Origin of the sequence: Nocardiopsis sp. MT53 (assembly GCF_019598965.1) — a bacterium.
Taxonomy (GTDB): domain Bacteria; phylum Actinomycetota; class Actinomycetes; order Streptosporangiales; family Streptosporangiaceae; genus Nocardiopsis; species Nocardiopsis changdeensis.
Map to the genome: position 1 here is coordinate 3,869,705 of NZ_CP080599.1, position 25,281 is coordinate 3,894,985.

General features: G+C 71.6%; 20 protein-coding genes, 2 tRNA genes and 1 pseudogene. 17 read left to right on the forward strand and 6 right to left on the reverse strand.

The features are described from left to right. Positions 1–133: 133 nt before the first annotated feature. Positions 134–952: a nuclease-related domain-containing protein gene (locus K1J57_RS17290; protein ID WP_220559598.1), complete on the reverse strand. Its 819-nt coding sequence runs from the start codon at positions 950–952 to the stop codon at positions 134–136. 170 nt (positions 953–1,122) lie between these two features. On the opposite strand from K1J57_RS17290, the gene K1J57_RS17295 reads away from it, so the two are divergent. After that, positions 1,123–2,562, forward strand: a complete 1,440-nt coding sequence (locus tag K1J57_RS17295; RefSeq protein ID WP_220559600.1) for an amidase — start codon at positions 1,123–1,125, stop codon at positions 2,560–2,562. A 28-nt stretch (positions 2,563–2,590) separates the two neighbouring features. Here K1J57_RS17295 and K1J57_RS17300 read toward each other — a convergent pair whose 3' ends face one another. Beyond that, on the reverse strand, positions 2,591–3,949 hold the full coding sequence (locus K1J57_RS17300) for an MFS transporter (RefSeq protein WP_220559601.1): 1,359 nt from the start codon (positions 3,947–3,949) through the stop codon (positions 2,591–2,593). A gap of 243 nt (positions 3,950–4,192) precedes the next feature. On the opposite strand from K1J57_RS17300, the gene malQ reads away from it, so the two are divergent. Beyond that, complete coding sequence (gene malQ / locus K1J57_RS17305) at positions 4,193–6,229, forward strand: 4-alpha-glucanotransferase (protein WP_220559602.1); 2,037 nt, start codon at positions 4,193–4,195, stop codon at positions 6,227–6,229. Between the two features lie 188 nt (positions 6,230–6,417). Here the strand turns inward: malQ and pepN are convergent, their stop codons facing one another. Continuing rightward, a complete protein-coding gene (gene pepN / locus K1J57_RS17310) occupies positions 6,418–8,961 on the reverse strand; it encodes an aminopeptidase N (RefSeq protein ID WP_220559603.1) in 2,544 nt (847 codons plus the stop codon). A gap of 234 nt (positions 8,962–9,195) precedes the next feature. On the opposite strand from pepN, the gene K1J57_RS17315 reads away from it, so the two are divergent. From K1J57_RS17315 to K1J57_RS17360, 10 genes are all read left to right on the forward strand, one after another. Then, entirely contained in the window at positions 9,196–9,831 is a 636-nt protein-coding gene (locus tag K1J57_RS17315; RefSeq protein WP_220559604.1) for a DsbA family protein, read from the forward strand. 120 nt (positions 9,832–9,951) lie between these two features. Next, entirely contained in the window at positions 9,952–10,110 is a 159-nt protein-coding gene (locus K1J57_RS17320; protein WP_220559605.1) for a hypothetical protein, read from the forward strand. Positions 10,111–10,209: 99 nt separating this feature from the next. After that, on the forward strand, positions 10,210–11,625 hold the full coding sequence (locus tag K1J57_RS17325; protein ID WP_220559606.1) for an aldehyde dehydrogenase family protein: 1,416 nt from the start codon (positions 10,210–10,212) through the stop codon (positions 11,623–11,625). Positions 11,626–11,754: 129 nt separating this feature from the next. Continuing rightward, positions 11,755–11,901, forward strand: a complete 147-nt coding sequence (locus tag K1J57_RS17330) for a hypothetical protein (protein ID WP_220559607.1) — start codon at positions 11,755–11,757, stop codon at positions 11,899–11,901. A gap of 93 nt (positions 11,902–11,994) precedes the next feature. Beyond that, entirely contained in the window at positions 11,995–12,462 is a 468-nt protein-coding gene (locus K1J57_RS17335; protein ID WP_220559608.1) for a ribose-5-phosphate isomerase, read from the forward strand. Positions 12,463–12,849: 387 nt separating this feature from the next. Further along, entirely contained in the window at positions 12,850–13,953 is a 1,104-nt protein-coding gene (locus K1J57_RS17340; protein ID WP_220559610.1) for a PP2C family protein-serine/threonine phosphatase, read from the forward strand. 261 nt (positions 13,954–14,214) lie between these two features. Beyond that, positions 14,215–15,558, forward strand: coding sequence for a magnesium transporter (gene mgtE, locus K1J57_RS17345; RefSeq protein ID WP_220559611.1), 1,344 nt, complete (start codon positions 14,215–14,217; stop codon positions 15,556–15,558). A gap of 68 nt (positions 15,559–15,626) precedes the next feature. Next, positions 15,627–15,827, forward strand: a complete 201-nt coding sequence (locus K1J57_RS17350; protein WP_220559612.1) for an antitoxin — start codon at positions 15,627–15,629, stop codon at positions 15,825–15,827. Between the two features lie 41 nt (positions 15,828–15,868). Next, positions 15,869–16,729: a M23 family metallopeptidase gene (locus K1J57_RS17355; protein WP_220559613.1), complete on the forward strand. Its 861-nt coding sequence runs from the start codon at positions 15,869–15,871 to the stop codon at positions 16,727–16,729. Between the two features lie 21 nt (positions 16,730–16,750). Continuing rightward, complete coding sequence (locus K1J57_RS17360) at positions 16,751–17,293, forward strand: (2Fe-2S) ferredoxin domain-containing protein (RefSeq protein ID WP_220559614.1); 543 nt, start codon at positions 16,751–16,753, stop codon at positions 17,291–17,293. A 24-nt stretch (positions 17,294–17,317) separates the two neighbouring features. On the opposite strand, the gene K1J57_RS17365 is transcribed toward K1J57_RS17360, so the two are convergent. The 3 genes from K1J57_RS17365 to K1J57_RS17375 form a co-directional block, all read right to left on the reverse strand. After that, on the reverse strand, positions 17,318–19,180 hold the full coding sequence (locus K1J57_RS17365; RefSeq protein WP_220565606.1) for an ABC transporter ATP-binding protein: 1,863 nt from the start codon (positions 19,178–19,180) through the stop codon (positions 17,318–17,320). Between the two features lie 79 nt (positions 19,181–19,259). Continuing rightward, positions 19,260–19,751 (reverse strand): adenylyltransferase/cytidyltransferase family protein, encoded by a 492-nt coding sequence (locus K1J57_RS17370; RefSeq protein WP_220559615.1) that lies wholly within the window; start codon positions 19,749–19,751, stop codon positions 19,260–19,262. Positions 19,752–19,958: 207 nt separating this feature from the next. Then, a tRNA-Gly gene (locus K1J57_RS17375) sits at positions 19,959–20,029 on the reverse strand. A 167-nt stretch (positions 20,030–20,196) separates the two neighbouring features. On the opposite strand from K1J57_RS17375, the gene K1J57_RS17380 reads away from it, so the two are divergent. From K1J57_RS17380 to clpX, 5 genes and pseudogenes are all read left to right on the forward strand, one after another. After that, positions 20,197–20,271 (forward strand) — tRNA-Pro (locus tag K1J57_RS17380). A 224-nt stretch (positions 20,272–20,495) separates the two neighbouring features. Further along, on the forward strand, positions 20,496–21,962 hold the full coding sequence (gene tig / locus K1J57_RS17385) for a trigger factor (protein WP_220559616.1): 1,467 nt from the start codon (positions 20,496–20,498) through the stop codon (positions 21,960–21,962). 399 nt (positions 21,963–22,361) lie between these two features. Beyond that, the gene (locus K1J57_RS17390) at positions 22,362–22,895 is read left to right on the forward strand and encodes a ClpP family protease (protein WP_255646392.1); all 534 of its coding nucleotides are present in this window, start codon (positions 22,362–22,364) and stop codon (positions 22,893–22,895) included. A 117-nt stretch (positions 22,896–23,012) separates the two neighbouring features. After that, complete coding sequence (locus tag K1J57_RS17395) at positions 23,013–23,669, forward strand: ATP-dependent Clp protease proteolytic subunit (protein ID WP_220559618.1); 657 nt, start codon at positions 23,013–23,015, stop codon at positions 23,667–23,669. A 211-nt stretch (positions 23,670–23,880) separates the two neighbouring features. Further along, positions 23,881–25,151, forward strand: a pseudogene (clpX, locus tag K1J57_RS17400) (ATP-dependent Clp protease ATP-binding subunit ClpX). The last annotated feature ends 130 nt before the right edge of the window (positions 25,152–25,281 follow it).

Consider the following 25,281-nt stretch of genomic DNA (forward strand, 5'->3'; position numbering starts at 1 on the left):
AGACGTGCGGTCCGCATGCCGAGACGGGCGGTGGATCTCCCCTGTTCCCGTCCGGGGCGCCGGCCGGCCCCGGACGTACGTGAGGCCCGGCGACCACGGCGTTGTGGTCCGGCCGGGCCTGTGGGTCCGTACGTCACGGGCGCGGTGGCAGAGCCCGCTCGGCCGCCCTGTAGATGTCCTCGATCTCCTGCTCGGTCAGGCGGTCCCGGCCGGTGCGCAGCCACTTGCGGACCTTGGTGCCGGAGATGATGTCCACGCCCCGCAGCCGGTGGCTGTCCCAGGGCATGCCGGGCCCGTAGATGGCCAGGGAGGCGCGCACCTTGATCTCGCGGCCGAGCTCCTTGCTGATGAGCTCCTCCGCGCGCTTGGCCTCCTCCAGCGCCTCGTCGATGCGCTGGTTCTTGTTGAAGCGCCCGTGGTAGAGCTGTTCGAGCTTGTTGCGCAGCGGCAACCGCTTGTCCCAGGACTCGGAGTCGATGGCGAACGCGCCGCGTCGGCCCACGATGAAGTGGTCGATCTGGCCGTTGCCGCCGGGCACCGAGCGGGCGTGCAGGACCTTGTACCCGAGCTGCTTCATCACCTTGAGCTGGACCTCGGTCTTGCGCTGCGCGGCCGAGGGCTTGCGCCAGCGGGGGATCTCGGACTCGCGCCGGGACTGGTACAGCGAGATGCCGACCATGGCGCCGATCCCCAGGGTCGCGCCGATGCGCCAGTCGGAGGTGATGAGACCGCAGGCGATCCCGACGACGACGGCCACGGCTCCGCGCACGGCCCATTTGCGGGCCGCGCCCTTCTCGCGAAGGGCGCTGTAAAGCACCCTTGTGGTCGAAATGCTCTTCTGCTTCTTTTGGTTGGGGAAGAAGAGGCTTTCGGGCCCTTCCGGCTCCGGCCTCTGGGACGACGGGTTCACTCTGGTTGCCGATTCCACGTCGGACAGGTTAGTTCCACTCATATCCGAGTCCTAGTGCATTACTTCTCACACTTTCCCTCCTTGTTCTGTGGCTCACAGGAGGGTTCGGGTCGCAGGGGGCGGGGAATGATTGGTTTTCTGTCGACCTCTCCAGAGAACTTGGGTTCCACCTCTCGTGGTGCCCGTTGGCGTGCCCGCTAATCTGGGTCGGTATGACCCAGATGCATGACCTTCCGGCCCACCGCCTCGCCGCGATGGTCCGCAGTCGTGAACTGTCCCCTCGTGAGATCACAGAGCACGTTCTGGCCCGGACCGAGCGCCATGACCCCGGCTATGGGGCCTACATTACGGTCATAGCGGAAAAAGCTTTGGAACAGGCCCAATATGCCGAGAAACGTGTGATGAGCGACACGCCGGAGAGCCTGCCCCCACTGCTCGGGGTCCCCGTCCCCATCAAGGACCTCGACCTCCTCGCCGGGGTCCGGGCCACCTACGGCTCCCGTGTCCTGGCCGACAACACCGCCCCCATCGACTCCGACACCGTCGCCCGGCTGCGCGCCGCCGGGGCCGTCTTCCCCGGCAAGACCAACACCCCCGAGTTCGGGTCCAGCTGCTACACCGAGAACGACGTCGCCCCGCCCGCCCGCAACCCCTGGAACCCGGAGCTGTCCCCGGGCGGCTCCAGCGGCGGCGCCGCGGTGGCCGTGGCCGCCGGGCTGGCCCCGGTCGCGCACGCGAGCGACGGCGGCGGTTCCATCCGCATCCCGGCCTCGGTCTGCGGGCTCTTCGGCCTCAAGCCCACGCGCGGCCGCATCTCCGGCGCCCCGGTCAAGCCCGACCTCGTCGGCCTGTCCACCAGCGGCCCCCTCACCCGCCACGTCGCCGACGCCGCGCTGATGCTCGACACCATGTCCGGGAACCTCCCCGGCGACTACTACACGGCCCCGCCGCTGCCGCCCGGCGAGACGTTCGCCGACCACGTCCGGCGCGAACCGGGACGGCTGCGCATCGGCCACTACGCCCACACCGGCTCGGCCGGGCTGCCCGTCCACCCCGACGTGCTGGCCGCCCACGAGTCCACCCTGCGCCTGCTCGCCGACCTGGGCCACGAGGTCGAGGAGATCCCCGAGCCCGGCGACGCCCACTTCGGCGGCACCTTCAGCGACGACTTCGCCGTCATCTGGGCCGCCATGGCCTCGGCCACGCCGGTCCCGGCCGAGCGCGAGCCCGAACTCGGGGAGCTCAACCGCTGGCTGCGCGAACGCGCCCGGGCCCTCCCGGTCCCCGAGTACATCGCCGCCTGCGCCCGCCTCCAGCGCGGCGTCCGCTCCTGGATGGCCGCCACCGAGCCCTACGACGCGGTGGTCACCCCGGTGCTGGCGCAGCCCCCGGTGCCCGTCGGGTACTTCGCCGGGGACGGCCCGGAGGAGGAGTTCCGGCGGATGACCGCGTTCACCCCGTTCACGTCGGTCTTCAACGTCACCGGCCAGCCGTCCATGAGCGTGCCCCTGCACCACGCCCCCGACGGGGCGCCCATCGGCTCCATGGTCACCGGCCGGATGGGCGGCGAACCCCTGCTGCTCTCCCTGGCGGCGCAGCTGGAGCGGGCACGGCCCTGGGCCGACCGGGTCCCCCCGGTCTGGCACGACTGAGCGCGGACGGCCGGCCCCCGGCCGCGGGTCAGTCCGCCGGCCGCCCGGCCGGGGTCCCGGGGGCCGCGCCCGGGCCCGACTCCGCCACGGGGGCGACCAGTCCGGCCGCGCCCGCCGGCGGCGCGGCCTCGGCGATCCCGGAGACCTCCGCCGGGACCGTGTCCGCGGCCCCGCCGTCGGACGCCTCGTCCGGGGCCTGGGGGACGAACGCGCTCAGCAGCGCCGCCACCGTCACCAGCACGGTCGCTCCGAGCACCCCGCCCGTGATCCCCATGAGGTCGATCAGCGCGCCCGCCAGCGGACCGGCGACCGCGCCGCCCGTGCCCAGGGCCGTGGCCATCCACCCGAACGCCTCGGCCCGCCGGTCGGCGGGGGCCAGGTCGCCCAGCCGCCCCATCGTGGCGGCCAGCGTCGGGGCGATCGCCAGGCCCGACAGGAACAGCAGCGGCGTGACCCACAGCGGGGTGGACAGCTCCACGAGCGGCGGCGTGAACGGGAGCAGCACCGCCACGCCCGCCGCGGAGGCGAACGAGCGCCGCACCAGCCGGGGCCTGCCCCGCAGGCCGCCCGCGATCGCGCCGCCCACCAGCGAGCCCAGCGCCCACACCGACGCCAGCACCATCACCAGGTGCGGGGCGTTCAGTTCGTTGGCCCAGGCCACGATGGCCATGTCCACGCCCATGATCCCGCTGACCATCAGCAGGCACATCACGAACAGCACCACCAGGGCGGGCCGGCGCAGCAGGCTGCGCCGCGGCCCGGTCGGCTCCGGCGCCGCCCCGGCCTCCACGGGGGCCGGTCCGGTCACCCCGGCCCGGCGCAGCGCCAGGGCGAAGCCCAGCGCGCCCAGCAGACCCAGCACGGCGAGCATCACCAGCGCCCAGCGCGCTCCGGCGAAGGCCACGACACCGGCGGTCAGGATGGGGCAGAAGACGAACAGCAGCTCCTGCGTGGTGGCCTCGGCCGCGTAGATCGCCTGCCGCTCCGGGCCGCGGGTGAGCCGCGGCCACAGGGCCCGCACGATCTGGTTCGCGGGGGTGCCGAACAGGCCGGTCCCCAGCGCCAGTGGGATGGACACCCACCACAGCGACCCCGGCAGCCACGTCAGCGCCAGCAGGCCCACCGTGAACACCACACCGCACACCAGCACCAGCCGGTCGGTGCCGCCCTTGTCCGCCATCCGCCCGCGCAGCGGCCCCACCAGCGCCATCCCCAGCGTGAACGCGCCCGCCACCAGGCCCGCCAGCGAGTAGGAGCCGGTCCAGTCGACCACCAGGAAGGTGACCGCGATCATCAGACCGGGGGTGTAGAAGCGCGCGGTCAGGGACCAGGCCAGCAGGGACAGCACATGGGGGACGGCGAAGAGCCGGCGATAGTTGGCGAGCACACTCCAAGATTATGCAGAGAGTGCAGGTCGGGGGCCATCCGATTATCGATACGACCGGTGTCATGGCCCTGCGCTCGACGGCGTGTCACCCCCGCCCGCCGGGCCGGGGCCCGCGACGCGCCCGGCCGGGCCCGGAATGACCGCCGCTTTCCCCCACGGGACGGCTGTTACCGGGCGTCCACCGGCCGGTACCGGCCCGTCCTTGCGGTGTACGGAGTCCCCGTTAGGGCATGATCGGTTTCTGTGAGGGACGTTCAGCTGGCCCGTGTGGCCGAGCAGTACGGTGTCGCGACGAGCTACGAGGACTGGCGGGGGCGCAGGGTCCCGGTCGACCCCGACGTCATCCGCCATGTCCTGGCCGCGCTGGGCGCCGACCCGGACCGGGAGCCGCCGGACCGGGAGCCCGCCCTGCTCCCTCCCGCGGTCGTCCTGCGCGAGGGCAAGGCGCCCGACCCGGTGCTCCCCGAGGGGGTGCACAGCACCGTCGAGACCGCCGACGGCTCCCTGCTGCCCTTCGACCAGGGCCTGCCCCTGGGCGTCCACACACTGCGCGTCACCCACCGCGGCACGGAGCACGACGCGCCCCTGCTGGTGGTCCCCGACCGGATCGACCCCACCGCCCTGCGCGAGAACCCGCGCCTGTGGGGGGTCATGACCCAGCTCTACAGCGTCCGCTCCCGGGCCTCCTGGGGCATCGGCGACCTGCGCGACCTCGCCGAGATATCGGACTGGAGCGCCCGCGACCTGGGCGCCGACTTCGTCCTCATCAACCCGGTGCACGCCACCGAGCCCGTCGCCCCGGTGGAGCCCTCCCCGTACCTGCCGGTCAGCCGTCGCTACGCGAGCCCCCTGTACATCCGCATCGAGGACGTCCCGGAGTACTCCCGGCTGGACCCCGCCCAGCGCGAGGGCATCCAGCGCCTGGCCCGGCCGCTGCGCGAACGCGGCCGCACGGCGGACCTGCTCGACCGCGACGCCGTCTGGGAGTCCAAGCGGGCCGCCCTGGAGATCCTCTTCCAGGTGCCCCGGGCACCGGGCCGCGAGGCCGCGCTGCGCACCTACCTCGAACGCGAGGGCCGCCCCCTGGTGGAGTTCGCCACCTGGTCGGCGCTGGCGGAGGAGTACGGCCCCGACCACCGGACCTGGCCCGCGCACCTGCGCGACGTCACCGACGACGCCGTGGGCCGGGCCGCCCTGGACCGCTGGCCGCTGGTGGAGTTCCACCGCTGGCTCCAGTGGGTCCTGGACGAGCAGCTCGCCCAGGCCCAGACCACCGCACGCACGGGCGGCATGGGCATGGGCGTCGTGCACGACCTCGCCATCGGCGTGCAGGCGGGCGGCGCCGACGCCTGGATGTTCGGCGACGCCCTCGTCCAGGGACTGCACGTGGGCGCCCCGCCCGACGAGTTCAACAGCCTGGGCCAGGACTGGGGGCAGCCGCCCTGGCACCCGCGCCGCCTGGCCGAACGCGGCTACGGCCCGCTGCGCCAGATCCTCGGCCAGGCCCTGCGCCACTCCGGAGGGGTGCGCATCGACCACATCATGGGCCTGTTCCGCCTGTGGTGCGTGCCCGAGGGCGCCTCCGCCGACCAGGGCACCTACGTCTCCTTCGACCACGAGGGCACCGTCGGCGCCCTGCTGCTGGCCGCGCGCCGGGCCGACGCCGTCGTCATCGGCGAGGACCTGGGCACCGTCGAGCCCTGGGTGCGCGACCACCTGTCCGATCGCGGCATCCTGGGCACCTCGGTGCTGTGGTTCGAGCAGGGGGCCGACGGCTCCCCGCGCCCGCCCGGCGACTGGCGCACCGACTGCCTGGCCACGGTTGCCACCCACGATCTGCCCCCGGTGGCGTCGTTCCTGTCCGCCGAGCACGTCGAGCTGCGCGACCGGCTGGGGCTGCTGTCCCGGCCGGTGGAGGAGGAGCGGGCCGACGCCGAGGCCCGGGTGGAGCGCTGGCGGGCCCTGCTCGTGGAGCTGGGGCTGCTGGAGGAGGACGCCGACCCGCTGGCCGACCCGGCCGCCGTGGTCACCGCCATGCACGCCTACCTCATGGCGACCCCGGCCCGGATGGTGGGGGTGGCGCTCACCGACGTGGTGGGGGAGCGGCGCATGCAGAACCAGCCGGGCACCAGCACCGAGTATCCGAACTGGCGGATCCCGCTGACCAACGGCGAGGGAGAGCCCGTCCTGGTGGACGAGCTGCTCGCGGACCCGCGCATGGTGTCGCGCATCCGCCGCACCCTGGGCCCGCTCGCCGACGGGCGTGGCCGCACCCTGTAGCGCCCGGCCCCGCGGTTCCGGACGCGGGGCTCCTGACACGGGACGGGCCCGGGGAGGACGTCCCCGGGCCCGTCACCTCTGCCGCGTCGACGCGGCCAAGGCGTGTTCGGCGGATGCTTTCGAGCGTTTCGGTGCTTGTGCCGAATGCCGGGAGCGGCCGCGACCCGGAATGATCCGCCGAACACGTCCTAACGGGCCTCGCCGGCGGCGATGTCCACGGCGCGGGCCTTCAGCGCCCGCTCCACCCCGGCGCGCCCCTCCACCAGCAGGCGCCGCAGGGCGGGGGCGGGGGAGTTCTCGGCGATGTAGGCGTCGGTGCGCTCGATCGTCGCCTCCTCCACGAGGCCGCCCGGGTACATGAACTCGGCGAAGGTCTGCGCGAACTCGCCGGTCCACTTCTCCCAGGCCGGGGCCAGCTGCGCGAAGTACTTCTCCACGTAGGGCCGGTACAGGTCGGCCTGGCCCGGCTCCACGAAGCCCAGCAGCACCGACCGGAACTCGGCGTTGGCCAGCTCCTCGCCCACGATCCGGTCCCAGGCCGCGGCCTTGGCCGCCGCGGTCGGGACCGCCGCCCGCGCACCGGCGGCGTGCCGCTGCCCGGCGGCCGTCGCGTCGTTCTTCAGCTCGGCGTCGATCTCCTCCTCGCCCGCCTTGCCGGTGGCCACCAGGCGGCGCAGCAGGGTCCACCGCAGCTCGGTGTCCACCACCAGGCCGTCCACGGTGATCGCGCCGTCCAGCAGCCCCCGGAGCAGGGACAGGTGGGCGTCGCCGACCGCGCTGGAGGCCAGCGCGTTGACGTAGGCCAGCTGCAGGTCGCCGCCGGGCTCGGCGGTCGTCAGCAGCTCGCGCAGGCGCTCCGACAGCTTCTCGAAGCCGAACGGGCGCCACGCCGGGTCGGCGTAGTTGTGCAGGGCGGAGACGGCCTGGCGCAGCAGCGTCTGGGCGACCATGACGTCGTCCACGCCGTCGATGCCGGAGACGACCAGGTCCACGTAGTCGCGGGCGGGCATCTCGCCGTCACGGGTCATGTCCCAGGCGGCGCCGAAGGCCAGCGCGCGGGGCAGGGACTCCCGGATGCTCCCGATGCCGTCCACGACCGTGGCCAGGGACCGCTCGTCCAGCCGGATCTTGGTGAAGGTCAGGTCGTCGTCGTTGATGAGGACCAGGTCGGGGCGGGCCCTGCCGACCAGCTCCGGCACCTCGGTGCGGGCGCCGCTGACGTCCAGCTCCACCCGGTCGCGGCGCACGATGCCGTCCTCGGTGCGGTCGTACAGGCCGATCGCCAGTCGGTGCGAGCGCAGCGTCGGGTGCTCGGGGGCCGCCTCCTGGAGCACCGCGAACGAGGTGAAGTCCCCGTTCGCGTCCACCTCGAAGTCCGGGCGCATCGTGTTGACGCCGGTGGTCTCCAGCCACTCGCGCGACCAGCCCGACAGGTCCCGGCCGGAGGCCGCCTCCAGGTGCTTGAGCAGATCCTTCAGCTCGGTGTTGCCGAAGGCGAACTCCTGGAAGTAGGCGCGCACGCCCGCGAAGAACGCGTCCACGCCCACGTACGCCGCCAGCTGCTTGAGCACCGAGGCGCCCTTGGCGTAGGTGATGCCGTCGAAGTTCACCTCGACCGCCTGGATGTCGACCATATCGGCGGCGATCGGGTGGGTGGAGGGCAGCTGGTCCTGGCGCAGCGCCCAGGACTTCTCCACGTTCGCGAACGTGGTCCAGGCGTCCGTCCACTTGGTGGCGTTGGCCTGGCAGTACACGCTGGCGTAGGTGGCGAAGGACTCGTTCAGCCACAGGTCGTCCCACCAGCGCATGGTGACCAGGTCGCCGAACCACATGTGCGCCATCTCGTGCAGGATCGTCTCGGCGCGCCGCTCGTAGCGGGCGTCGGTCACCCGGGAGCGGAAGACGTAGTCCTCCAGGAACGTGACGGCGCCCGCGTTCTCCATGGCGCCCGCGTTGAACTCCGGCACGAACAGCTGGTCGTACTTGCCGAAGGCGTAGCGGACCCCGAACAGGTCGTGGAAGAAGTCGAAGCCCTGCCTGGTGACCTCGAACAGGGCGTCGGAGTCCAGGTGCTCGGCCAGCGAGGCCCGGCAGAAGAGGCCCAGGTCGATGCCGTCGTGGGTGTCGCGCACCTCGTGGTACGGGCCGGCGACCAGCGCCGTGATGTAGGTGGACATGCGCTTCGTGGCGGGGAAGTGCCAGCGCACCCGCTCCTCGCCGGCCGCCTCGCGCGTCACGTCGGGCGCGCTGTTGGAGACCACGGTCCACGACGGCGGCGCGAACACGGTCAGCTCGAACGTCGCCTTCAGGTCCGGCTGGTCGAAGCACGCGAACATGCGGTGCGCGTCGGCGGTCTCGAACTGGGTGTACAGGTACACCGAGTCGTCCACCGGGTCCACGAACCGGTGCAGGCCCTCGCCGGTGCGCATGTAGGCGGCGTCGGCCACCACGGTCAGCTCGTTGTCGGCGGCCACCTCCGGCAGCGTCAGGCGCTCGCCGTCGAACAGCCCGGCCGGGTCGAGCTCCGCCCCGTTCAGCGTCGCCGACAGCACCCGGGGCGCCGCCAGCTCCACGAACGTCCGCGCACCCGGCTCCGAAGAGGAGAAGCGGACCACGGTGGTGGACCGGAAGGTCTCGTCCCCGGTGGTGAGGTCGAGTGTCACCTCGTAGGAGTCGACGCTCAGAATGCGCGCCCGCTCCCGAGCCTCGTCCCGGGTCAGGTTCCCTGCCACGCCACGCTCCCTCCACGGCCGCCGTCGTCGCCGGCCGGATCGCTTCACCGGGGACGACGGCGCGGGCCGGGGGAACTCCTCTGGGCGGGGCGTCGTCGGGGCCGGTGGATCGGTTGTCGATTCGGCTCCGATCCTGCCACGCACGGGGTCGGAATGCGCAACCGAAATCGAAGGTTGTAGCGCTACGTCGACCCCCGCGGGGCGCCGCCCCGACTCTCTTGCGAGGAGCACTCCATGACGCAGACCGCCGCGGACGCGGGCGAGCAGGACATCGCCTACGCGGACATGTGGTTCGATCCGGCCTGCCCCTGGGCCTGGATCACCTCCCGCTGGCTGCTGGAAGTCGAGAAGGTCCGGCCGGTGCGGGTGCGCTGGCACGTGATGAGCCTGGGCGTCCTCAACGAGGGCCGCGACATCCCCGAGGACTACCGCCGGCTGCTGGACCGGTCCTGGTCCGCGGTGCGCGTGTGCATCGCCGCCGAGCAGCGCTTCGGGGCCGAGGTCCTGGGTGCCCTCTACACCGCTCTGGGCACCCGCTTCCACAACAACGACGAGCCCCGCACCGACGAGACGATCCGCGCCGCCCTGGCCGACGCGGGCCTGCCCGAGGACCTGGCGGAGGCCGGCGGGTCCACGGAGTACGACGAGGCCCTGCGCGCCTCCCACGCCGAGGCCATGAAGCTGGTCGGCGAGGACGTGGGCACCCCCGTCGTCCAGGTCGAGGACGTCGCGTTCTTCGGCCCGGTCATCACCCCCACCCCGCGCGGGGAGGAGGCCGGGAGGCTCTGGGACGGCGTCCGCCTGGTCGCCGGCACCGAGGGCTTCTTCGAGCTCAAGCGCACCCGCACCCGCGGCCCGGTCTTCGACTGACACGGGAGCACGGCGGCGCGCCGCGCCCGGCCCCCGGGCGCGGCGCGATCCGGGGTGCGCGCGGGTGCACACTGGAGGGGGCCGCGGCGGCGGCCGCCCACGACGACGGAAGGACCGGCCGTGCCCGAACCCGACGACGAACGCAGGGTCGACTTCCTCGACGACCTCGACGTCCTGCCCGACACCACCTCCGACGAGGGCGCGCTGGGCTGGGGCGACGACGTCTCCGACGACTCCACCGACCGCCTGATCGCCGAGCGCCCCCCGCACTGGGACTGAGGAACCCGCGACCGGGGCCCGGCCCGGCCGTCATCGGCGGGTCCACCGGTCGTGCCTCCCGCACTGGCCGACCGAATCCGGTTCTGCGACAGTGGGGGCATGCGATCCCTCTACATCGACGGCGCCTGGCGCGACTCCGCCTCCGACGAGGCCCTGGACGTGATCGACCCGGCGACCGAGCAGGTCATCGACACCGTTCCGGCCGGGGACCCCAAGGACGTCGACGCCGCGGTGGCGGCCGCGGCGGCCGCCCTCCCGGCCTGGTCGGCCCTGGCCCCCGGCCGCCGCGTCACCCACCTCGCCCACGCGCTGGACCTCTTCAACGAGCGCATCGACGACATCGCCGCCCTGCTCACCCGCGACATGGGCGCGCCGGTGAAGTTCTCCCGCAGCGTGCAGGCGGGCCTGCCCGCGCTCATGTTCCGGACCTACATCGACCTGGTCGAGGAGACCGGCGAGCGCTACTTCGAGGGCGAGAAGCTGGGCAACTCGCTCATCGTCCGCGAGCCGGTCGGCGTGGTGGGCGCCATCACGCCGTGGAACTACCCGCTGCACCAGATCGTGCTCAAGGTCGTGCCCGCCCTGCTGGCGGGCAACACGGTCGTCCTCAAGCCCAGCGAGGTCGCCCCGCTGAGCGCCTACGCCCTGGCCGAGGTGTTCCACGACGCGGGCCTGCCCGCGGGCGTGTTCAACCTGGTCTCGGGCACCGGCCCGGTCGTCGGGGAGGCCATCGCCGCCCACCCGGGCGTCGACATGGTCTCGTTCACCGGCTCCACCCGCGCGGGCGTGCGCGTCTCCCAGGTGGCCGCCGAGACCGTCAAGCGGGTCGCCCTGGAGCTGGGCGGCAAGTCGCCCAACGTGATCCTGCCCGACGCCGACCTCACCGCCGCCGTCAAGCGCGGCGTCGCCGACGTCATGCGCAACACCGGCCAGAGCTGCAACGCCCTCACCCGCATGCTCGTCCACCGCGACTCCTACGAGGAGGCCGTCGCCCTGGCCGCGCAGGCCGCGGCCAAGTACGTCCCGGGCGACCCCAAGGAGGAGTCCACCCGGCTGGGCCCGCTCGTCTCCGCGGCCCAGCTCGACAAGGTCCGCTCCTACATCGAGCTCGGCGTCCGGGAGGGCGCCCGCCTGGTCGCCGGCGGCCCCGAGCCCGTCGAGGGGCCGGGCTACCACGTGCGCCCCACGGTCTTCGCCGACGTCGGCAACGACATGCGCATCGCCCGGGAGGAGATCTTCGGGCCGGTCCTGGTCCTCATCCCCTACGACACCGAGGAGGAGGCCGTGGCCATCGCCAACGACACCGACTACGGCCTCAGCGCCGCGGTGTGGTCGGGCGACCCCGAACGCGGCCTGGCGGTCGCCCGCCGCCTGCGGGCCGGGCAGGTGGAGCTCAACGGCGGCGCGCTCAACCCCCGCGCCCCCTTCGGCGGCTACAAGCGCTCCGGCAACGGGCGCGAGTGGGGGCTCCCCGGCCTGGAGGAGTTCTGCGAGATCAAGGCCGTGCAGATGTGACCGGCCGGTGTGTCCGGACTCACGGGCCGGAACGGTTCATACCAGGAATCGGCCCCGGTGAGAATCGCGTTGAGGGGTGTGGAAAAATTCCGACTGGTCATCCCTGGTCGAACCCAATCGAGGTGTGAGTTGAGCAACAAGCCCGCGGTCTCCAAGGCAGGACCCCTCGGCAAGGACATCAAGATGATCGTGATCAGCAACGTGATCGCGATCGCCTCCATGGCCCTCTTCGCCGTGCTGGGTCTGAGCGTCGCGGCCGCCGCAGGCGCCGCCTGACCCTCGGTCACAGACGCGTCCGACGCCCCGCCCGTCCCCTCGACGGGCGGGGCGTCGTGCATCCCCACCCCGGCGACCTGCGACACTGTGTCCGTGCGTGTTTACCTTGGATCAGATCATGCGGGCTACGAGCTCAAAGAACACCTCGTCTCCTGGCTGAAGGAGCGCGGCCACGAGGTCGTCGACGCCGGGCCCTTCGCCTACGACGCCGTGGACGACTACCCGCCCTTCGTCCTGCGCGCCGCCGAGGGCGTCGCCGCCGACCCCGGTGCGCTGGGCATCGTCATCGGCGGCTCCGGCAACGGCGAGCAGATCGCCGCGAACAAGGTCGCGGGCGTCCGCGCCGCCCTGGCCTGGAGCGAGGACACCGCCCGGCTGGCGCGCGAGCACAACGACGCCAACGTGCTCGGCATCGGCGGCCGGATGCACACCCTGGACGAGGCCACGCGCTTCGTCGAGGTCTTCCTGGCCACGCCCTACAGCGACGAGGAGCGGCACACCCGCCGCATCGCGATGCTGAGCGCCTACGAGGAGACCGGCGAGCTCCCGCCCCTGCCCTGAGGACCCCTCCCGGCCCCGCCGGGAACCGAGCGCCCCCGTCCGTGAACCCGGGCGGGGGCGTCCGCGTGCGGGGCCCCGGGAACGGGTTTGGGCTGATCCCAAACCCTCGATTATGGGGGAGAACACCGACGGATGCACGTGCCAGTCGGACATCCCCCGCGCTACAGTTCGTGCACAGCGGCTCGGTTCCGTCCCGGCCGCCGCCCGGCGGTGCCCTCGGCCCGCCGCCACGACCGCGGGCGGGTCCCCACACCGCCCTCAGCCCGTCGCACGTCCCGAGCCGGGGACGGCGCCGGAGCCCCGCCGGACCGCCACGGTCGCGGCACGGGCCACCCGAGCCGACCGAGACCGAACCCCCACGGGCGGGCGCGCCCGCACAGAGGATTGATGAAGCCCACACCGAACGCCAAGGCCGCCCGACTGCTGCGCACCACCGCGCAGCGGATCGTCGCGGTCCTCCGGCGCAAGGTGCTCTTCCGCTACCGGCTCGTCCTGATCACCCTGGTCACCCTGGCCGTCGGCATCGGCGTCGGCGCCGTCTGGGGCCCGGCCGGGTGGTTCCCGCCCAGCTCCACCATCCTCACCGTCCTGGCCGGCGGCCTGCTGCTCAAGCGCAAGAGCCTGGCGGCCCTGCTCGCCGTGGTCGCGGCCGTCCTGGTCTTCGTCGCCTTCATGCTCGACTTCGGGCAGGTCGGCCCCGGGCTGCTGGTCACCATCGGCGTCACCGCGGTGCTGTCCTACCTGCTGTCGGGCGTGCGCGAGCGCCTGGGCGTGCAGGGCCTGAGCGGCGAGATGATGCTCCTCGACCTGCGCGACCGGCTGCGCCAGCAGGGCCGGCTGCCCGGGCTGCCGTCCGGCTGGGGCCGCACCGCCGTCCTGCGCCAGGCCGGGGGCTCCTCCTTCGGCGGCGACTTCGTCGTCTCCGACCGCGACGGCGACCGGCTGGACATCGCCGTGGTCGACGTCTCCGGCAAGGGCGTCGACGCCGGGACCCGCGCCCTGATGCTCTCGGGCGCCTTCAGCGGGCTCATCGGCGCGGTGCCCACCAAGGACTTCCTCGCCCACTGCAACGACTACCTCATGCGCACCGGCGGCGGTGAGGGATTCGTCACCGCCGTCCACCTCAGCGTGGACCTGACCACCGGCGAGTACAGCATCGCCTCCGCCGGGCACCCGCCCGCGGTCCACTACGACGCCGGTACCGGCTCCTGGACCACCACCGAGGCCAAGGGCGTGGTCCTGGGCGTCATCCCGGAGATGACCTACACCTCGGTCCGCGGCCGCCTGCGGCCCGGCGACGCCCTCATGCTCTACACGGACGGCCTCATCGAGACCCCCGGCGAGGACCTCGACGCCGGCATCGACCGCCTGCTCGGCGCGGCCGAGACCCTGGTGACCAGGGGTTTCTCGACCGGTGCCGGGAAGATGGTCGACGCCCTCAGCAAGGACAAGAACGACGACTGCGCCCTGGTCGTCCTCTGGCGCGACTGACCCCCCGGCGACACCCCCGGACGGGGCGGCGGACCCGTGCGCGGCCCCCGGACGGGTAAGGTTCGGGGTGCTCCCCGTCCCGCGTACGGCGGCCGTCCCCGTACACGTCCCCGGATACCCGTGCGCGCCCTCCTCATCCCCGGCGCCGACTCCGCGCGGTCCACCACACCAGTGACGACGGGACCCGGAGCCGTCATACGCAACCGGTGTCGTCCGCGGCCGTGCCCTGCGGGCGGAGGAGAACGCGAGGGGGTGCTTCGCATGTCAGAAGGCGAGCGCGCTGAAGAACTCACCGAACTGGTCGAGAACAACGACCTGACGGGAATCCGGCTCTGGTTGGCCGAACATAGGCCCTACGAGATCGCCGACGAGCTCGCCCGCATGGCGGGCAGGCAGGCGATCATCCCCTTCCGGCTCCTGGACAAGGACCGCGAGCTGGAGGTCTTCGAGGAACTCGACCCCGGCCAGCAGCAGGCCATCCTCCTGGGTCTGCGCGACAGCGCCTTCCACGAGCTCCTGGAGGAGATGGACCCCGACGACCGGGCCCGCCTCATCGGGGAGGCCCCGGCCAAGATCGCCACCCGCGCCCTGGCCGGCCTCAGCCCCGCGGAGCGCCGGATGACGGCGGCGCTGCTGGGCTACCCCGAGGACGCCGTCGGCCGGTTCATGACGCCCGAGACGGTCGTCCTGCACCGCGACCTCACCGTGGGCCGCGCCCTGGAGATCGTCCGTGCCAAAGGAGCCGACGCCGAGACCATCTACACGCTCCCGGTGGTCACCGACGGCCGCCGCCTGGTCGGCACCGTCACCCTGGGCGACCTGGTCGTCAACGACGACGCCCGGCTGCTCAAGGACATCGTGGACGTCCTGGCCCCGCGGGTGCGGGCCACCCACCCGGCCGAGGACGCCGCCCGCCTGATGCAGGAGGCCAACCTGGTCTCCCTGCCGGTGGTCGACTCCGAGGACCGGTTCGTGGGCCTGCTGACCTTCGACGACGCCCTGGAGCTCATCGAGGCGGCGGACTCCGAGGACATGGCCCGCCAGTCCGGCGCCAGCCCCGTCGGCGACCACTACGTCAGCGTCGGGGTGCTGCGCCTGGTCGGCGCCCGCTCGGTGTGGCTCATGCTGCTCATCGTGGCCGCCACCCTCACCGTCAACGTGATGCAGGTCTTCGAGGCCACCCTGGAGGAGGTCACGGCGCTGGCGGTGTTCGTGCCGATGCTCATCGGCACCGGCGGCAACGTCGGCGCCCAGTCCGCCACCGCGATCGTGCGCGCCCTGGCCGTCGGCGAGGTGCGGGTCCGAGACCTGCCCCAGGTGATCTGGAAGGAGGCCCGGGTCGGGCTGCTGCTCGGCGTGATGCTGGCCGGCCTGGCGCTGGCCATCGGCGCCCTGCTGGTCGGGTTCCAGGTCGCCGTGGTGGTGGCCTGCTCGGTCATCGCCATCTGCACCTGGGCGGCGATCATCGGCTCGTCGATGCCGCTACTGGCCCGCAAGGTGGGCGTGGACCCGGCCGTGGTGTCCTCGCCGATGGTGGCGACCCTGGTGGACGCCACCGGCCTGATCATCTACTTCTCGGTCGCACGGCTCATCCTGCACATATGACACGGGGGCATAACCGGCGTGCCACCGGGTATCGCCTTGGGTGCAGGACGGACCTGAGGGGGGAATCCATGTCCGGTGCCGGAGATGCGTTCGACAAACTGAGGAAGGCCGTCGACGACAACGCCGACAAGGTCGAGGGGCTGGTCGGCAAGGCCGCGAACGCCGCCAAGAAGGCGACCGGCGGCGCCCATGACGACAAGATCGACAAGGGGGCCGGCGCCGCCACCGACTACCTGCGCAAGCGTGCCCGGGAGAACAGGGAGCGGTAACACGGTTCGGCGGGGCGGGACCGGGCGTCCACAATATGGAGATGCCCGATCCCGCCCCGACCCGTTCCCAGGTCGTCCTGGCCCGAGTCCGCGTCCCCCTCATGTGGGCCGCGGGCGCCGCTCTGCTCGCCGGGTACGCCGGCCTGTCGTGGTGGGCGGGCTGGTCCCTGTTCGCCGTCGCGCTGGCCGTGTACCTGCGCCTGGGCACCGTCCGCTGCGCCCCGCGGGTGCTGCGGCCCCCGGTGCGGGGGCGGTGGATGGCGCTGACGAGCCCGGTGGACGCGGTCCCCAGCCAGGGGACCCACGCCTACGGGCAGACCCACGCCCTGGGGCTGGTCGCCGAGGACGGGACCCGGCCCGACATCGGGTGGCGGCCGCTGAGCCGCCCCCCGGAGGACTTCCCCGCGTTCGGGAGGCCCGTGTACGCGCCCGCCGACGGGCTCGTCGTCGCCGTGCACGACCGGAGCCGCGACCACCGCAGCCGCAACTCCTGGCCGTGGCTGCTGGGCTCGGTCCTGGAGAACACCCTGCGCGAGCTGCGCGGCCCGGCGGGCCTGCTGGGCAACCACGTGGTCATCGACGTCGGCGGCGCGTACGTGCTGCTGGGCCACCTGCGGAAGGGCTCCGTCGGGGTCCGCCGGGGGGACCGGGTGGCGGCGGGCGCCCTGATCGCCCGCTGCGGCAACTCGGGGGCGTGCACCGAGCCGCAGCTGCGGATGCAGCTCATGGACCACCGGTGGCCGCTGGTGGCGGCGGGACTGCCGTTCCTGTGGGAGGCGGGCTGGGACGGGGGGTCCGACACCGCGGGGCTTCCCGAGACCTGGCGGCCGTTCGACGTCCCCGCTGGTCAGAGCGGTCCGGAGGCGGGTTACCCTGAGGCTGATGAGGTAAGGCGAACCTAAGGTTCGGGTGAGGAGGACGGTGTGGGCGAGATCGACGGGCGGCCCTGCCGGCTCACGGTCTGCCGCGGCTGCTGCTGCGGGACGAAGAAGAAGGTCCCGGGCGTCGACCACAAGGCCCAGCTCGCCCGCCTGTCCGCCATCGACGACCACGCCGGCCGCACCGTCCCGGTCCGCACCAGCAAGTGCCTGGGCATCTGCTTCCAGGCCAACGTGGTGGTCGTGCAGCCCTCCCAGAAGGGCCACGCCGCCGGGGGCCGGCCCGTGTGGCTCGGGGAGATGACCGAGGACGGGCTCCTCGACGCCCTCGACGACTGGATCTTCGAGGGCGGCCCGGGCCTGGCCCCGCTCCCCGACGCCCTGGCCGACCACGTCACCTCCAAGGACGCCAAGAAGCCCAAGAAGCGCAAGCGGCCCAAGAAGGCCAAGGCCATCGAGAAGGAGCGCCGGAAGGCGAAGGAGCGCAAGGCCGAGAAGGCCTCCCGCCGGCCCGGGAAGAAGGGCAAGGGTGAGAAGGACGGCAAGAAGAGGGGCCGGAAGAAGGACGAGCGCCGCAAGAAGAAGTAGCGCGGCGCCCGCCCCCGTGTCCCGTCAGTGGTCCTGCGGCGCGAACTGGGTCCGGTACAGCGCCGTGTACAGGCCGCCCCGGCCCAGCAGCTCCTCGTGGGTGCCCCGCTCCAGGATCCGCCCGTCCTCCAGGACCAGGATCTGGTCGGCCTCGCGCACCGTCGCCAGTCGGTGCGCGATCACCAGGGAGGTGCGCCCGGACAGGGCCTCGGCCAGCGCCTCCTGCACCGCCGCCTCCGACTCCGAGTCCAGGTGCGCGGTGGCCTCGTCCAGGACCACCACCGACGGCGAGCGCAGCAGCAGCCGGGCGATCGCCAGGCGCTGCTTCTCGCCTCCCGACAGCCGGTAGCCGCGGTCGCCCACCATCGTGTCCAGCCCGTCGGGCAACTGCTCCAGCAGCGGGCCCAGCCGCGCCATCCGCAGCGCCGCCTCCATCTCCTCGTCGGTGGCGTCGGGCTTGGCGTAGCGCAGGTTCGCGCCCACCGTGTCGTGGAACAGCTGGGCGTCCTGGGTGACCACGCCCACGGCCTCGCGCAGCGAGTCGGAGGTGGCCTCGCGCAGGTCCAGCCCGCCGACGCGCACCGCTCCCTCGGTCGGGTCGTACAGCCGCGACACCAGGTGCGTCAGCGTCGTCTTGCCCGCGCCGGAGGGGCCCACCAGGGCCACCATCGTCCCGGGCTCGGCCCGCAGCGACACCCCGCTCAGCACCTGGGTGTCGTCGGAGCCGCGCCCCTGCGGGTTCAGCTCCAGCGACGCCACCGAGGTCTCCTCGGCTCCCGGGTAGCGGAACGACACGTTGTCGAACTCCACCCCCACCGGGCCCCGCGGGATCGGCCGGGCGTCCGGGGACTCCTTGATCGCGGGGTCCAGGTCCAGGATCTCGAAGACCCGGTCGAACGACACCAGCGCGGTCATGATCTCCACGTGCACGTTGGACAGGCTCGTCACCGGCCCGTACAGGCGCACCATCAGCGTGGTCAGCGCCACCAGGGTGCCGACCTCGAACGCGCCGTCCACGGCCAGCAGGCCGCCGACGCCGTAGACCATCGCGGTGGCCAGCGCGGTGACGGTGCCCAGCATCGTGAACAGCAGGCCGCCGAACACGGCCTGGCGCACGCCCAGGTCGCGCACCCGGCCGGCCCGGCGGGCGAACCCGTCGGCCTCGTCCCGCGGGCGGCCGTACAGCTTGACCAGCATGGCGCCGCCGACGTTGAACCGCTCCGTCATCAGGGAGCTCATGTCGGCGTTGGTGTCCATGGCGTCCCGCGAGATGTGCGCCAGCCTGCGGCCGATCAGCTTGGCGGGGACGAGGAACAGCGGTACCAGCGCCAGCGCCAGCAGGGTCACCTGCCAGGACAGCGCCAGCATGGTGATGATCACGGCGGTGGCGCTCACCAGGTTGGACACCACCGACTGCAGGACCGAGGTGATCGCCCGCTGGGCGCCGACCACGTCGGTGTTCAGCCGGCTGATCAGCGAGCCGGTCTGGGTGCGGGTGAAGAACGCCAGCGGCATCTTCTGCACGTGGGTGAAGACCTGCGTGCGCAGCAGGTAGATGACGCCCTCGCCGATGCGGGCGGACAGCCACCGGCCGGTGAGCGCGAGCGCGCCCTCCAGCAGGGCCAGGCCGCCCGCGGCGGCGGCCAGGCCGATCACCAGGGAGCTGTTCCCCGCGACGATGCCCCGGTCGATGATCGCCTTGAGCAGCAGCGGGTTGGCCACCACGATGGCGGCGCCGACCGACGTCACGAGCAGGAACAGAAGTATCGCCCGCCAGTGGGGGCGGGCGTAGGAGATGATGCGACGGGTGATGCCGGGGGGCAGTGCCTGCCCCCGGGCGCTTCCGTCGTTGACCAGGGCCCTGTAGGAGGGCCGACCGGACATCATGGTCATACGGGCCTCGATTCGCGTTACGCGTGGGTCAACAACCGCCCGCGCCCACCGCTTCCCGAGGCGTCCGGGGTGCTCAGAGGGCTCGGGCCAGCCTGCCCAGCGCCGCTGTGGTGGAGCGGCCTGGAGTGAAGGGCAGCTCCCAGGCGAGGGCGTCCAGCGCCTCGGCGCCCAGGATCTTGGCGCGGGTGTAGCGGTCCCCGGCGGTGAAGGCCAGGGCCGCCGGGGCCAGCGGCCGCAGGACCTCGGCGTAGGCCGACCAGTCGGCCACCCCGGGGGGCCCGTCGATGATGAAGGAGCCGGCCACACAGCCCAGGGCGGCGATGGTCTCGGCGCGCTCCTCGGCCGGGTTGACCGGGCGTCCGGGCCCCTTCCAGGCGCGGACGCGCTCGTCGCACTCGATGCCGACGACCAGGGGGAGGCCGCGGTCGGCGATGGCTTGGAGGAAGCGGATGTGGCCGACGTGCAGGACGTCGAAGACCCCGGTGACGACGGCGGGGCGCTCCGGCCCCTCCGGCCGCTCGAACCAGCGTGTGCTCAGCGCAGTACCCGTGCCCGTGTCCGCCATCCAGTCACCCGATCCTCACAGGGGTGCCCGTGTCCGGTCTCGTCGGCGACCCCGCCCGCAAGGTCAACGTACCCGGTCGGGCCGGGTATTCCGCCTCCGGGCCCGAACGGTGTTCGGCCCTGTGGGGGAGCTCACCCGGGCCGGTCCGCGGGGGCCGCGCACGACGGCGGGGGCCGGTGCTCGCGCACCGGCCCCCGCAGTGTGAAGAGCGGGCGACGAGAATCGAACTCGCATGACCAGCTTGGAAGGCTGGGGTTCTACCATTGAACTACGCCCGCGTGGCGCCGGAGCCTTCGAGTTTCCTCTAGACTCGTTGAGCCGACGGGGACAAGACTACAGTCTCCGCAGCGTTGGTCGCACACCCCTTTCCCGGGTCCGTGCGGGCGGCGTGTTCGGTCCGTGCCGGGAACCCGGAGCCGAACACGGTGTTCGGGGAGCAGGCGCACGGGGTGTGGCGCAGCTTGGTTAGCGCGCATGCTTTGGGAGCATGAGGCCGCGGGTTCGAATCCCGCCACCCCGACGAAACCGGCCACGGCGGCGGCTCCGGCCGTGCGCGGTGGCCCCCTGCGCATCTGCCCTAGACTTGGTGCGATCAGCAGGAAACTGTAAGTCCCAGCCCGTCGCAGGGCACCCCGTCGCCGGAGATCGTCAGATCGGGCGGGGGTGCACGCGTGCATTCGCCGTTGTGTGGTGCGCCTGCGGGCCGACGCGGACACCAGCCGGCAAACCTAGGAGTACCGCCCCGTGAAGACCGTTGTCGAGGAGCTGAGCCCGACCCGGGTCAAGCTGACCATCGAGGTGCCCTTCGAGGAGCTCGATCACGCTTTCGACGTGACCTACAAGTCGCTCGCGAAGCAGGTTCGGATCAAGGGCTTCCGCCCGGGCAAGGCGCCGGCGCGACTGATCGACCGTTACGTCGGTCGCGGCGCTGTGATCAGCGAAGCGGTCAACCACGCCGTTCCCGAGCTCTACAACGAGGCCATCCAGAAGGAGGAGATCTTCGCGCTCGGCCAGCCCGACGTGGAGGTCACCAAGCTGGAGGACAACGACGAGCTCGCCTTCACGGCCGAGGTCGACGTCCGCCCCAAGTTCGAGGTCGCCGACTACAAGGGGATCGAGGTGACCGTCGACAGCGCCGAGGTCACCGAGGAGCAGATCGACGAGCAGCTCGGCTTCCTGCGCGAGCGCTTCTCGACCCTGGTCGGCGCCGAGCGCCCGGTCGAGGACGGGGACCACGTCTCCATCGACCTGTCCGCCGCCATCGACGGTGAGAAGCTCGAGGACGTCGCCGTGAGCGGCTACTCCTACGAGGTCGGCACCAACACCATGCTGGAGGGCCTCGACGAGACCCTGCGCGGCATGGAGGCCGGTGCCGAGGCCACCTTCACCACGACCCTGGTGGGCGGCGAGCACGAGGGCAAGGAGGCGGACGTCACCGTCACCGTGCACAGCGTCAAGGTGAAGGAGCTGCCCGAGCTGGACGACGAGTTCGCCCAGCTGGCCAGCGAGTTCGACACCATCGACGAGCTGCGCGGGGACGTGCGCAAGCGCATGACCGAGGTGCGCCGCCTCCAGCAGCTGTCCTCCGCCCGTGACAAGGCCCTGGAGAAGCTGATCGAGTCGATCGAGCTGCCGCTGCCCGACGCGGTCGTCGATGAGGAGATCCAGCGCCGCCGCGAGAGCCTGGAGCAGCAGCTCGCGCAGAGCGGCCTCACCAAGGAGGCCTACCTCGAGTCGCAGGAGAAGACCGAGGAGGAGTTCGAGGAGGAGCTGACCACCGGCGCCCGCTCCGCGGTCAAGGCCGGGTTCATCCTCGACCAGCTGGCCATCCAGGAGGACCTGAGCGCCGACCAGGGCGAGCTCAGCCAGTACGTGTTCGAGCAGGCCCAGCGCATGGGCGTCAGCCCGGACCAGCTGGCCCAGCACCTGGTGCAGTCCAACCAGATCCGCGTCGCCTTCACCGAGGTCGTCCGCGGCAAGGCCATGGACCTGGTGCTGTCCTCCGCGAAGGTCACCGACGAGGACGGCAACGTCATCGAGCAGGAGACCGCCGAGGAGAAGTCGGCCAAGGCCGCCGCCGAGGCCGCCGCCGCGGCCGAGGGCCTGGAGGTCCTGGAGGACGCCGAGGAGGCCCCCGTGGCCGAGGCGACCGAGGAGGCCAAGGCCGACGAGGACGAGGGCACCGAGGCCAAGGCCGACGAGGCCAAGTAGCCCCGGCCGCCGCGCCGAGCGCTCGCGGGCCCCGCACGACCCTCCCGGGTCGGGCGGGGCCCGCCGCTTTCCCCGGGCCGCGCCGACATGGCTTCGAGGGGGTGCGGGCGGTGCGGTGCGGCACCGGAGCGCCCGTTATTCCCGCTCCCGACCGCGTTCTTGTTCGCCTTCGGGAGAACAGGGCCTGCCGGGCTTGCGTCACCCTGCGCTCAAAGCGAACAGGCACGGTATCCGTGCAACCCCGGTGTCGGTCGGCGTTAGTGTCGCTGTATCGCAACCGTTTCGATTCCGGAGCAGGTGACGAGAGTGCCGCCGATCTTTGATGAGTCCTCGCGATTCGACGCTCGTACGTCGGAGCCGCAGTTTTCCCCTTTTCTTGAGCAGACGCCTCAGCGCCTGTTGCGCCAGCGAATCGTTTTCCTCGGCCAGCAGGTCGACGACGAGATCGCCAACCGCCTGGTGGGCGAGCTCCTGCTGCTGTCCGCGGAGGACCGCCAGCGGGACATCACCCTGTACATCAACTCGCCCGGCGGTTCCGTGACCGCGGGCATGGCGATCTACGACGTGATGCAGTACATCCCCAACGACGTCCGCACCGTGGGCATCGGCATGGCCGCCTCGATGGGCCAGATGCTCCTGTGCGCCGGTGCCCCCGGCAAGCGCTACGCGCTGCCGCACACCCGGGTCATGATGCACCAGCCGTCCGGCGGCATCGGGGGCACCGCCTCCGACATCCGCATCCTCGCGGACCAGCTGCTGTACGTGAAGAAGATGTTCATCGAGAAGATCTCCGAGCACACCGGTCAGACGGTCGAGCAGATCGAGAAGGACGCCGACCGCGACCGCTGGTTCACCGCGCAGGAGGCCAAGGACTACGGCTTCATCGACGAGGTCCTGGAGGGCACGCTCGACGTGGCCCAGGATCGCGGCTAGCGATCGGTCGGTGATCGGAACCGTCGGGTCCCGGAGCACCCGGGACCGGCACGGTGACCCCGCCCGACCCGGCGGTGCCGGGATCGGCGTAGTGCGTGGAAGCGTGGAAGGCGTGAAATGACCGAGTTCAATCCCTTTATCGGCGGCACGGCCCCGATGTCTCCCCAGGGCCGCTACGTCCTGCCGTCCTACGTGGAGCGGACGTCCTACGGCGTCAAGGAGATGAATCCGTACAACAAGCTCTTCGAGGAGCGGATCATCTTCGTCGGCGTGCAGATCGACGACACGTCGGCCAACGACCTGATGGCGCAGCTCATCACGCTGGAGCAGCTCGATTCCGAGCGCGACATCCAGATGTACATCAACTCGCCCGGCGGGTCGTTCACCTCGCTCATGGCGATCTACGACACCATGCAGTTCGTCCGCCCGGACATCCAGACGGTGTGCATCGGCCAGGCCGCCTCCGCCGCGGCGATCCTGCTGGCCGGCGGGACCAAGGGCAAGCGGGGCGCGCTGCCCAACGCCCGCATCCTGATCCACCAGCCCGCCACCGAGGGCATGCACGGCCAGGCCAGCGACATCGAGATCCAGGCCAACGAGATCACCCGGATCCGCACCCAGCTGGAGACCACCCTGGCGCGGCACACGGGCCGCACGCCCGAGCAGGTGTCCAAGGACATCGAGCGCGACAAGATCCTCACGGCCGAGGAGGCCAAGGATTACGGCATCATCGACTTCGTGCTCCCTTACCGCAAGGCCTCCCTGAACAAGTAGACCCTGCGGGCACAGGTCGAGAAGGCGTCGACCGGACCGGCCGCCAACCCGCCCGGAAGGGCCCGGTGGTGAAGCCGGTCCGGTTTTTCGCTTAGTCTGGCGAAAGAGCGACACACGGATCGCCCGTCCGTGAACGGACGGGTGCGGGGTATCGGACCCCGCACCGCCGCGGTACGCGGCATCGGCGGCCTTAGTTTCGAGGAGTGGCTGGGTGGCACGCATCGGCGACGGCGGGGACCTGCTGAAGTGCTCGTTCTGCGGCAAGAGCCAGAAGCAGGTGAAGAAGCTCATCGCCGGCCCCGGCGTCTACATCTGCGATGAGTGCATCGACCTCTGCAACGAGATCATCGAGGAGGAGCTCGCCGACTCCACCGAGCTCTCCTGGGATGCGTTGCCCAAGCCGCGGGAGATCTACGAGTTCCTGGATTCGTATGTGATCGGGCAGGAGCAGGCGAAGAAGGCGTTGTCGGTGGCGGTCTACAACCACTACAAGCGGGTGCGCTCGGAGGGGGAGCGTCCGGGTGGTGAGGATGTGGAGATCGCGAAGTCGAACATCCTGCTGTTGGGTCCGACGGGGTCGGGCAAGACGTTGTTGGCGCAGACGCTGGCGCGGATTTTGAACGTGCCGTTCGCGATCGCCGATGCGACGGCGCTGACGGAGGCGGGGTATGTCGGTGAGGATGTGGAGAACATCCTGTTGAAGTTGATCCAGGCGGCCGATTACGACGTGAAGAAGGCCGAGACGGGGATCATCTACATCGACGAGGTGGACAAGGTCGCTCGTAAGAGTGAGAATCCGTCGATCACGCGGGATGTGTCGGGGGAGGGTGTGCAGCAGGCGTTGTTGAAGATCTTGGAGGGGACGACGGCGAGTGTGCCTCCGCAGGGTGGGCGGAAGCATCCTCATCAGGAGTTCATTCAGATCGATACGACGAATGTGCTGTTCATCTGTGGTGGGGCGTTTGCGGGGTTGGACAAGATCATCGAGTCGCGTACGGGGCGGCAGGGGATGGGGTTCAACGCGGTGTTGCGGTCGAAGGAGGAGTTGGCGGGGGGCGGTTTCGGTGAGGTGATGCCGGAGGACCTGTTGAAGTTCGGGATGATTCCGGAGTTCATCGGGCGGTTGCCGGTGATCACGAGTGTGCATGATCTGGATCGGGGGCGTTGATCCGGATTCTGACGGAGCCGCGTAATGCGTTGGTGAAGCAGTATCAGCGGTTGTTCGAGTTGGACGGTGTGGGGTTGGAGTTCACGCCGGACGCGTTGGAGGCGATCGCGGAGCAGGGGATCATTCGGGGGACGGGTGCGCGTGGGTTGCGGGCGATCATCGAGGAGGTGTTGTTGTCGGTGATGTACGAGGTGCCGTCTCGTGAGGATGTGGGTCGGGTGATCATTTCGCGGGAGACGGTGATCGACAACGTGAATCCGACGATCGTGCCGCGGGCGCAGATCGAGCCCGAGCACCGCGAGAAGTCCGCCTGAGCCTTCCGCCGCCGCACATGAGAGGACGGCGCCCTCCCGACGGAGGGCGCCGTCCTCTCTTTCCGTTCCGGGGCCGGTCCCGGGGCGTGATCGATGGGTGCTTTCGCGTGGCTCGGCGCCTGCACCGGGT

What these genes read in the sequence shown, in the direction of transcription:
- K1J57_RS17355 (WP_220559613.1), top strand. Translation starts at nt 15,869, where the DNA reads ATGCCCGATCCCGCCCCGACCCGTTCCCAGGTCGTCCTGGCCCGAGTC.
- K1J57_RS17295 (WP_220559600.1), top strand. Translation starts at nt 1,123, where the DNA reads ATGACCCAGATGCATGACCTTCCGGCCCACCGCCTCGCCGCGATGGTC.
- K1J57_RS17315 (WP_220559604.1), top strand. Translation starts at nt 9,196, where the DNA reads ATGACGCAGACCGCCGCGGACGCGGGCGAGCAGGACATCGCCTACGCG.
- K1J57_RS17340 (WP_220559610.1), top strand. Translation starts at nt 12,850, where the DNA reads ATGAAGCCCACACCGAACGCCAAGGCCGCCCGACTGCTGCGCACCACC.
- K1J57_RS17290 (WP_220559598.1), bottom strand. Translation starts at nt 952, where the DNA reads ATGAGTGGAACTAACCTGTCCGACGTGGAATCGGCAACCAGAGTGAAC.
- K1J57_RS17350 (WP_220559612.1), top strand. Translation starts at nt 15,627, where the DNA reads ATGTCCGGTGCCGGAGATGCGTTCGACAAACTGAGGAAGGCCGTCGAC.
- K1J57_RS17370 (WP_220559615.1), bottom strand. Translation starts at nt 19,751, where the DNA reads ATGGCGGACACGGGCACGGGTACTGCGCTGAGCACACGCTGGTTCGAG.
- mgtE (WP_220559611.1), top strand. Translation starts at nt 14,215, where the DNA reads ATGTCAGAAGGCGAGCGCGCTGAAGAACTCACCGAACTGGTCGAGAAC.
- K1J57_RS17365 (WP_220565606.1), bottom strand. Translation starts at nt 19,180, where the DNA reads ATGATGTCCGGTCGGCCCTCCTACAGGGCCCTGGTCAACGACGGAAGC.
- K1J57_RS17325 (WP_220559606.1), top strand. Translation starts at nt 10,210, where the DNA reads ATGCGATCCCTCTACATCGACGGCGCCTGGCGCGACTCCGCCTCCGAC.
- K1J57_RS17395 (WP_220559618.1), top strand. Translation starts at nt 23,013, where the DNA reads ATGACCGAGTTCAATCCCTTTATCGGCGGCACGGCCCCGATGTCTCCC.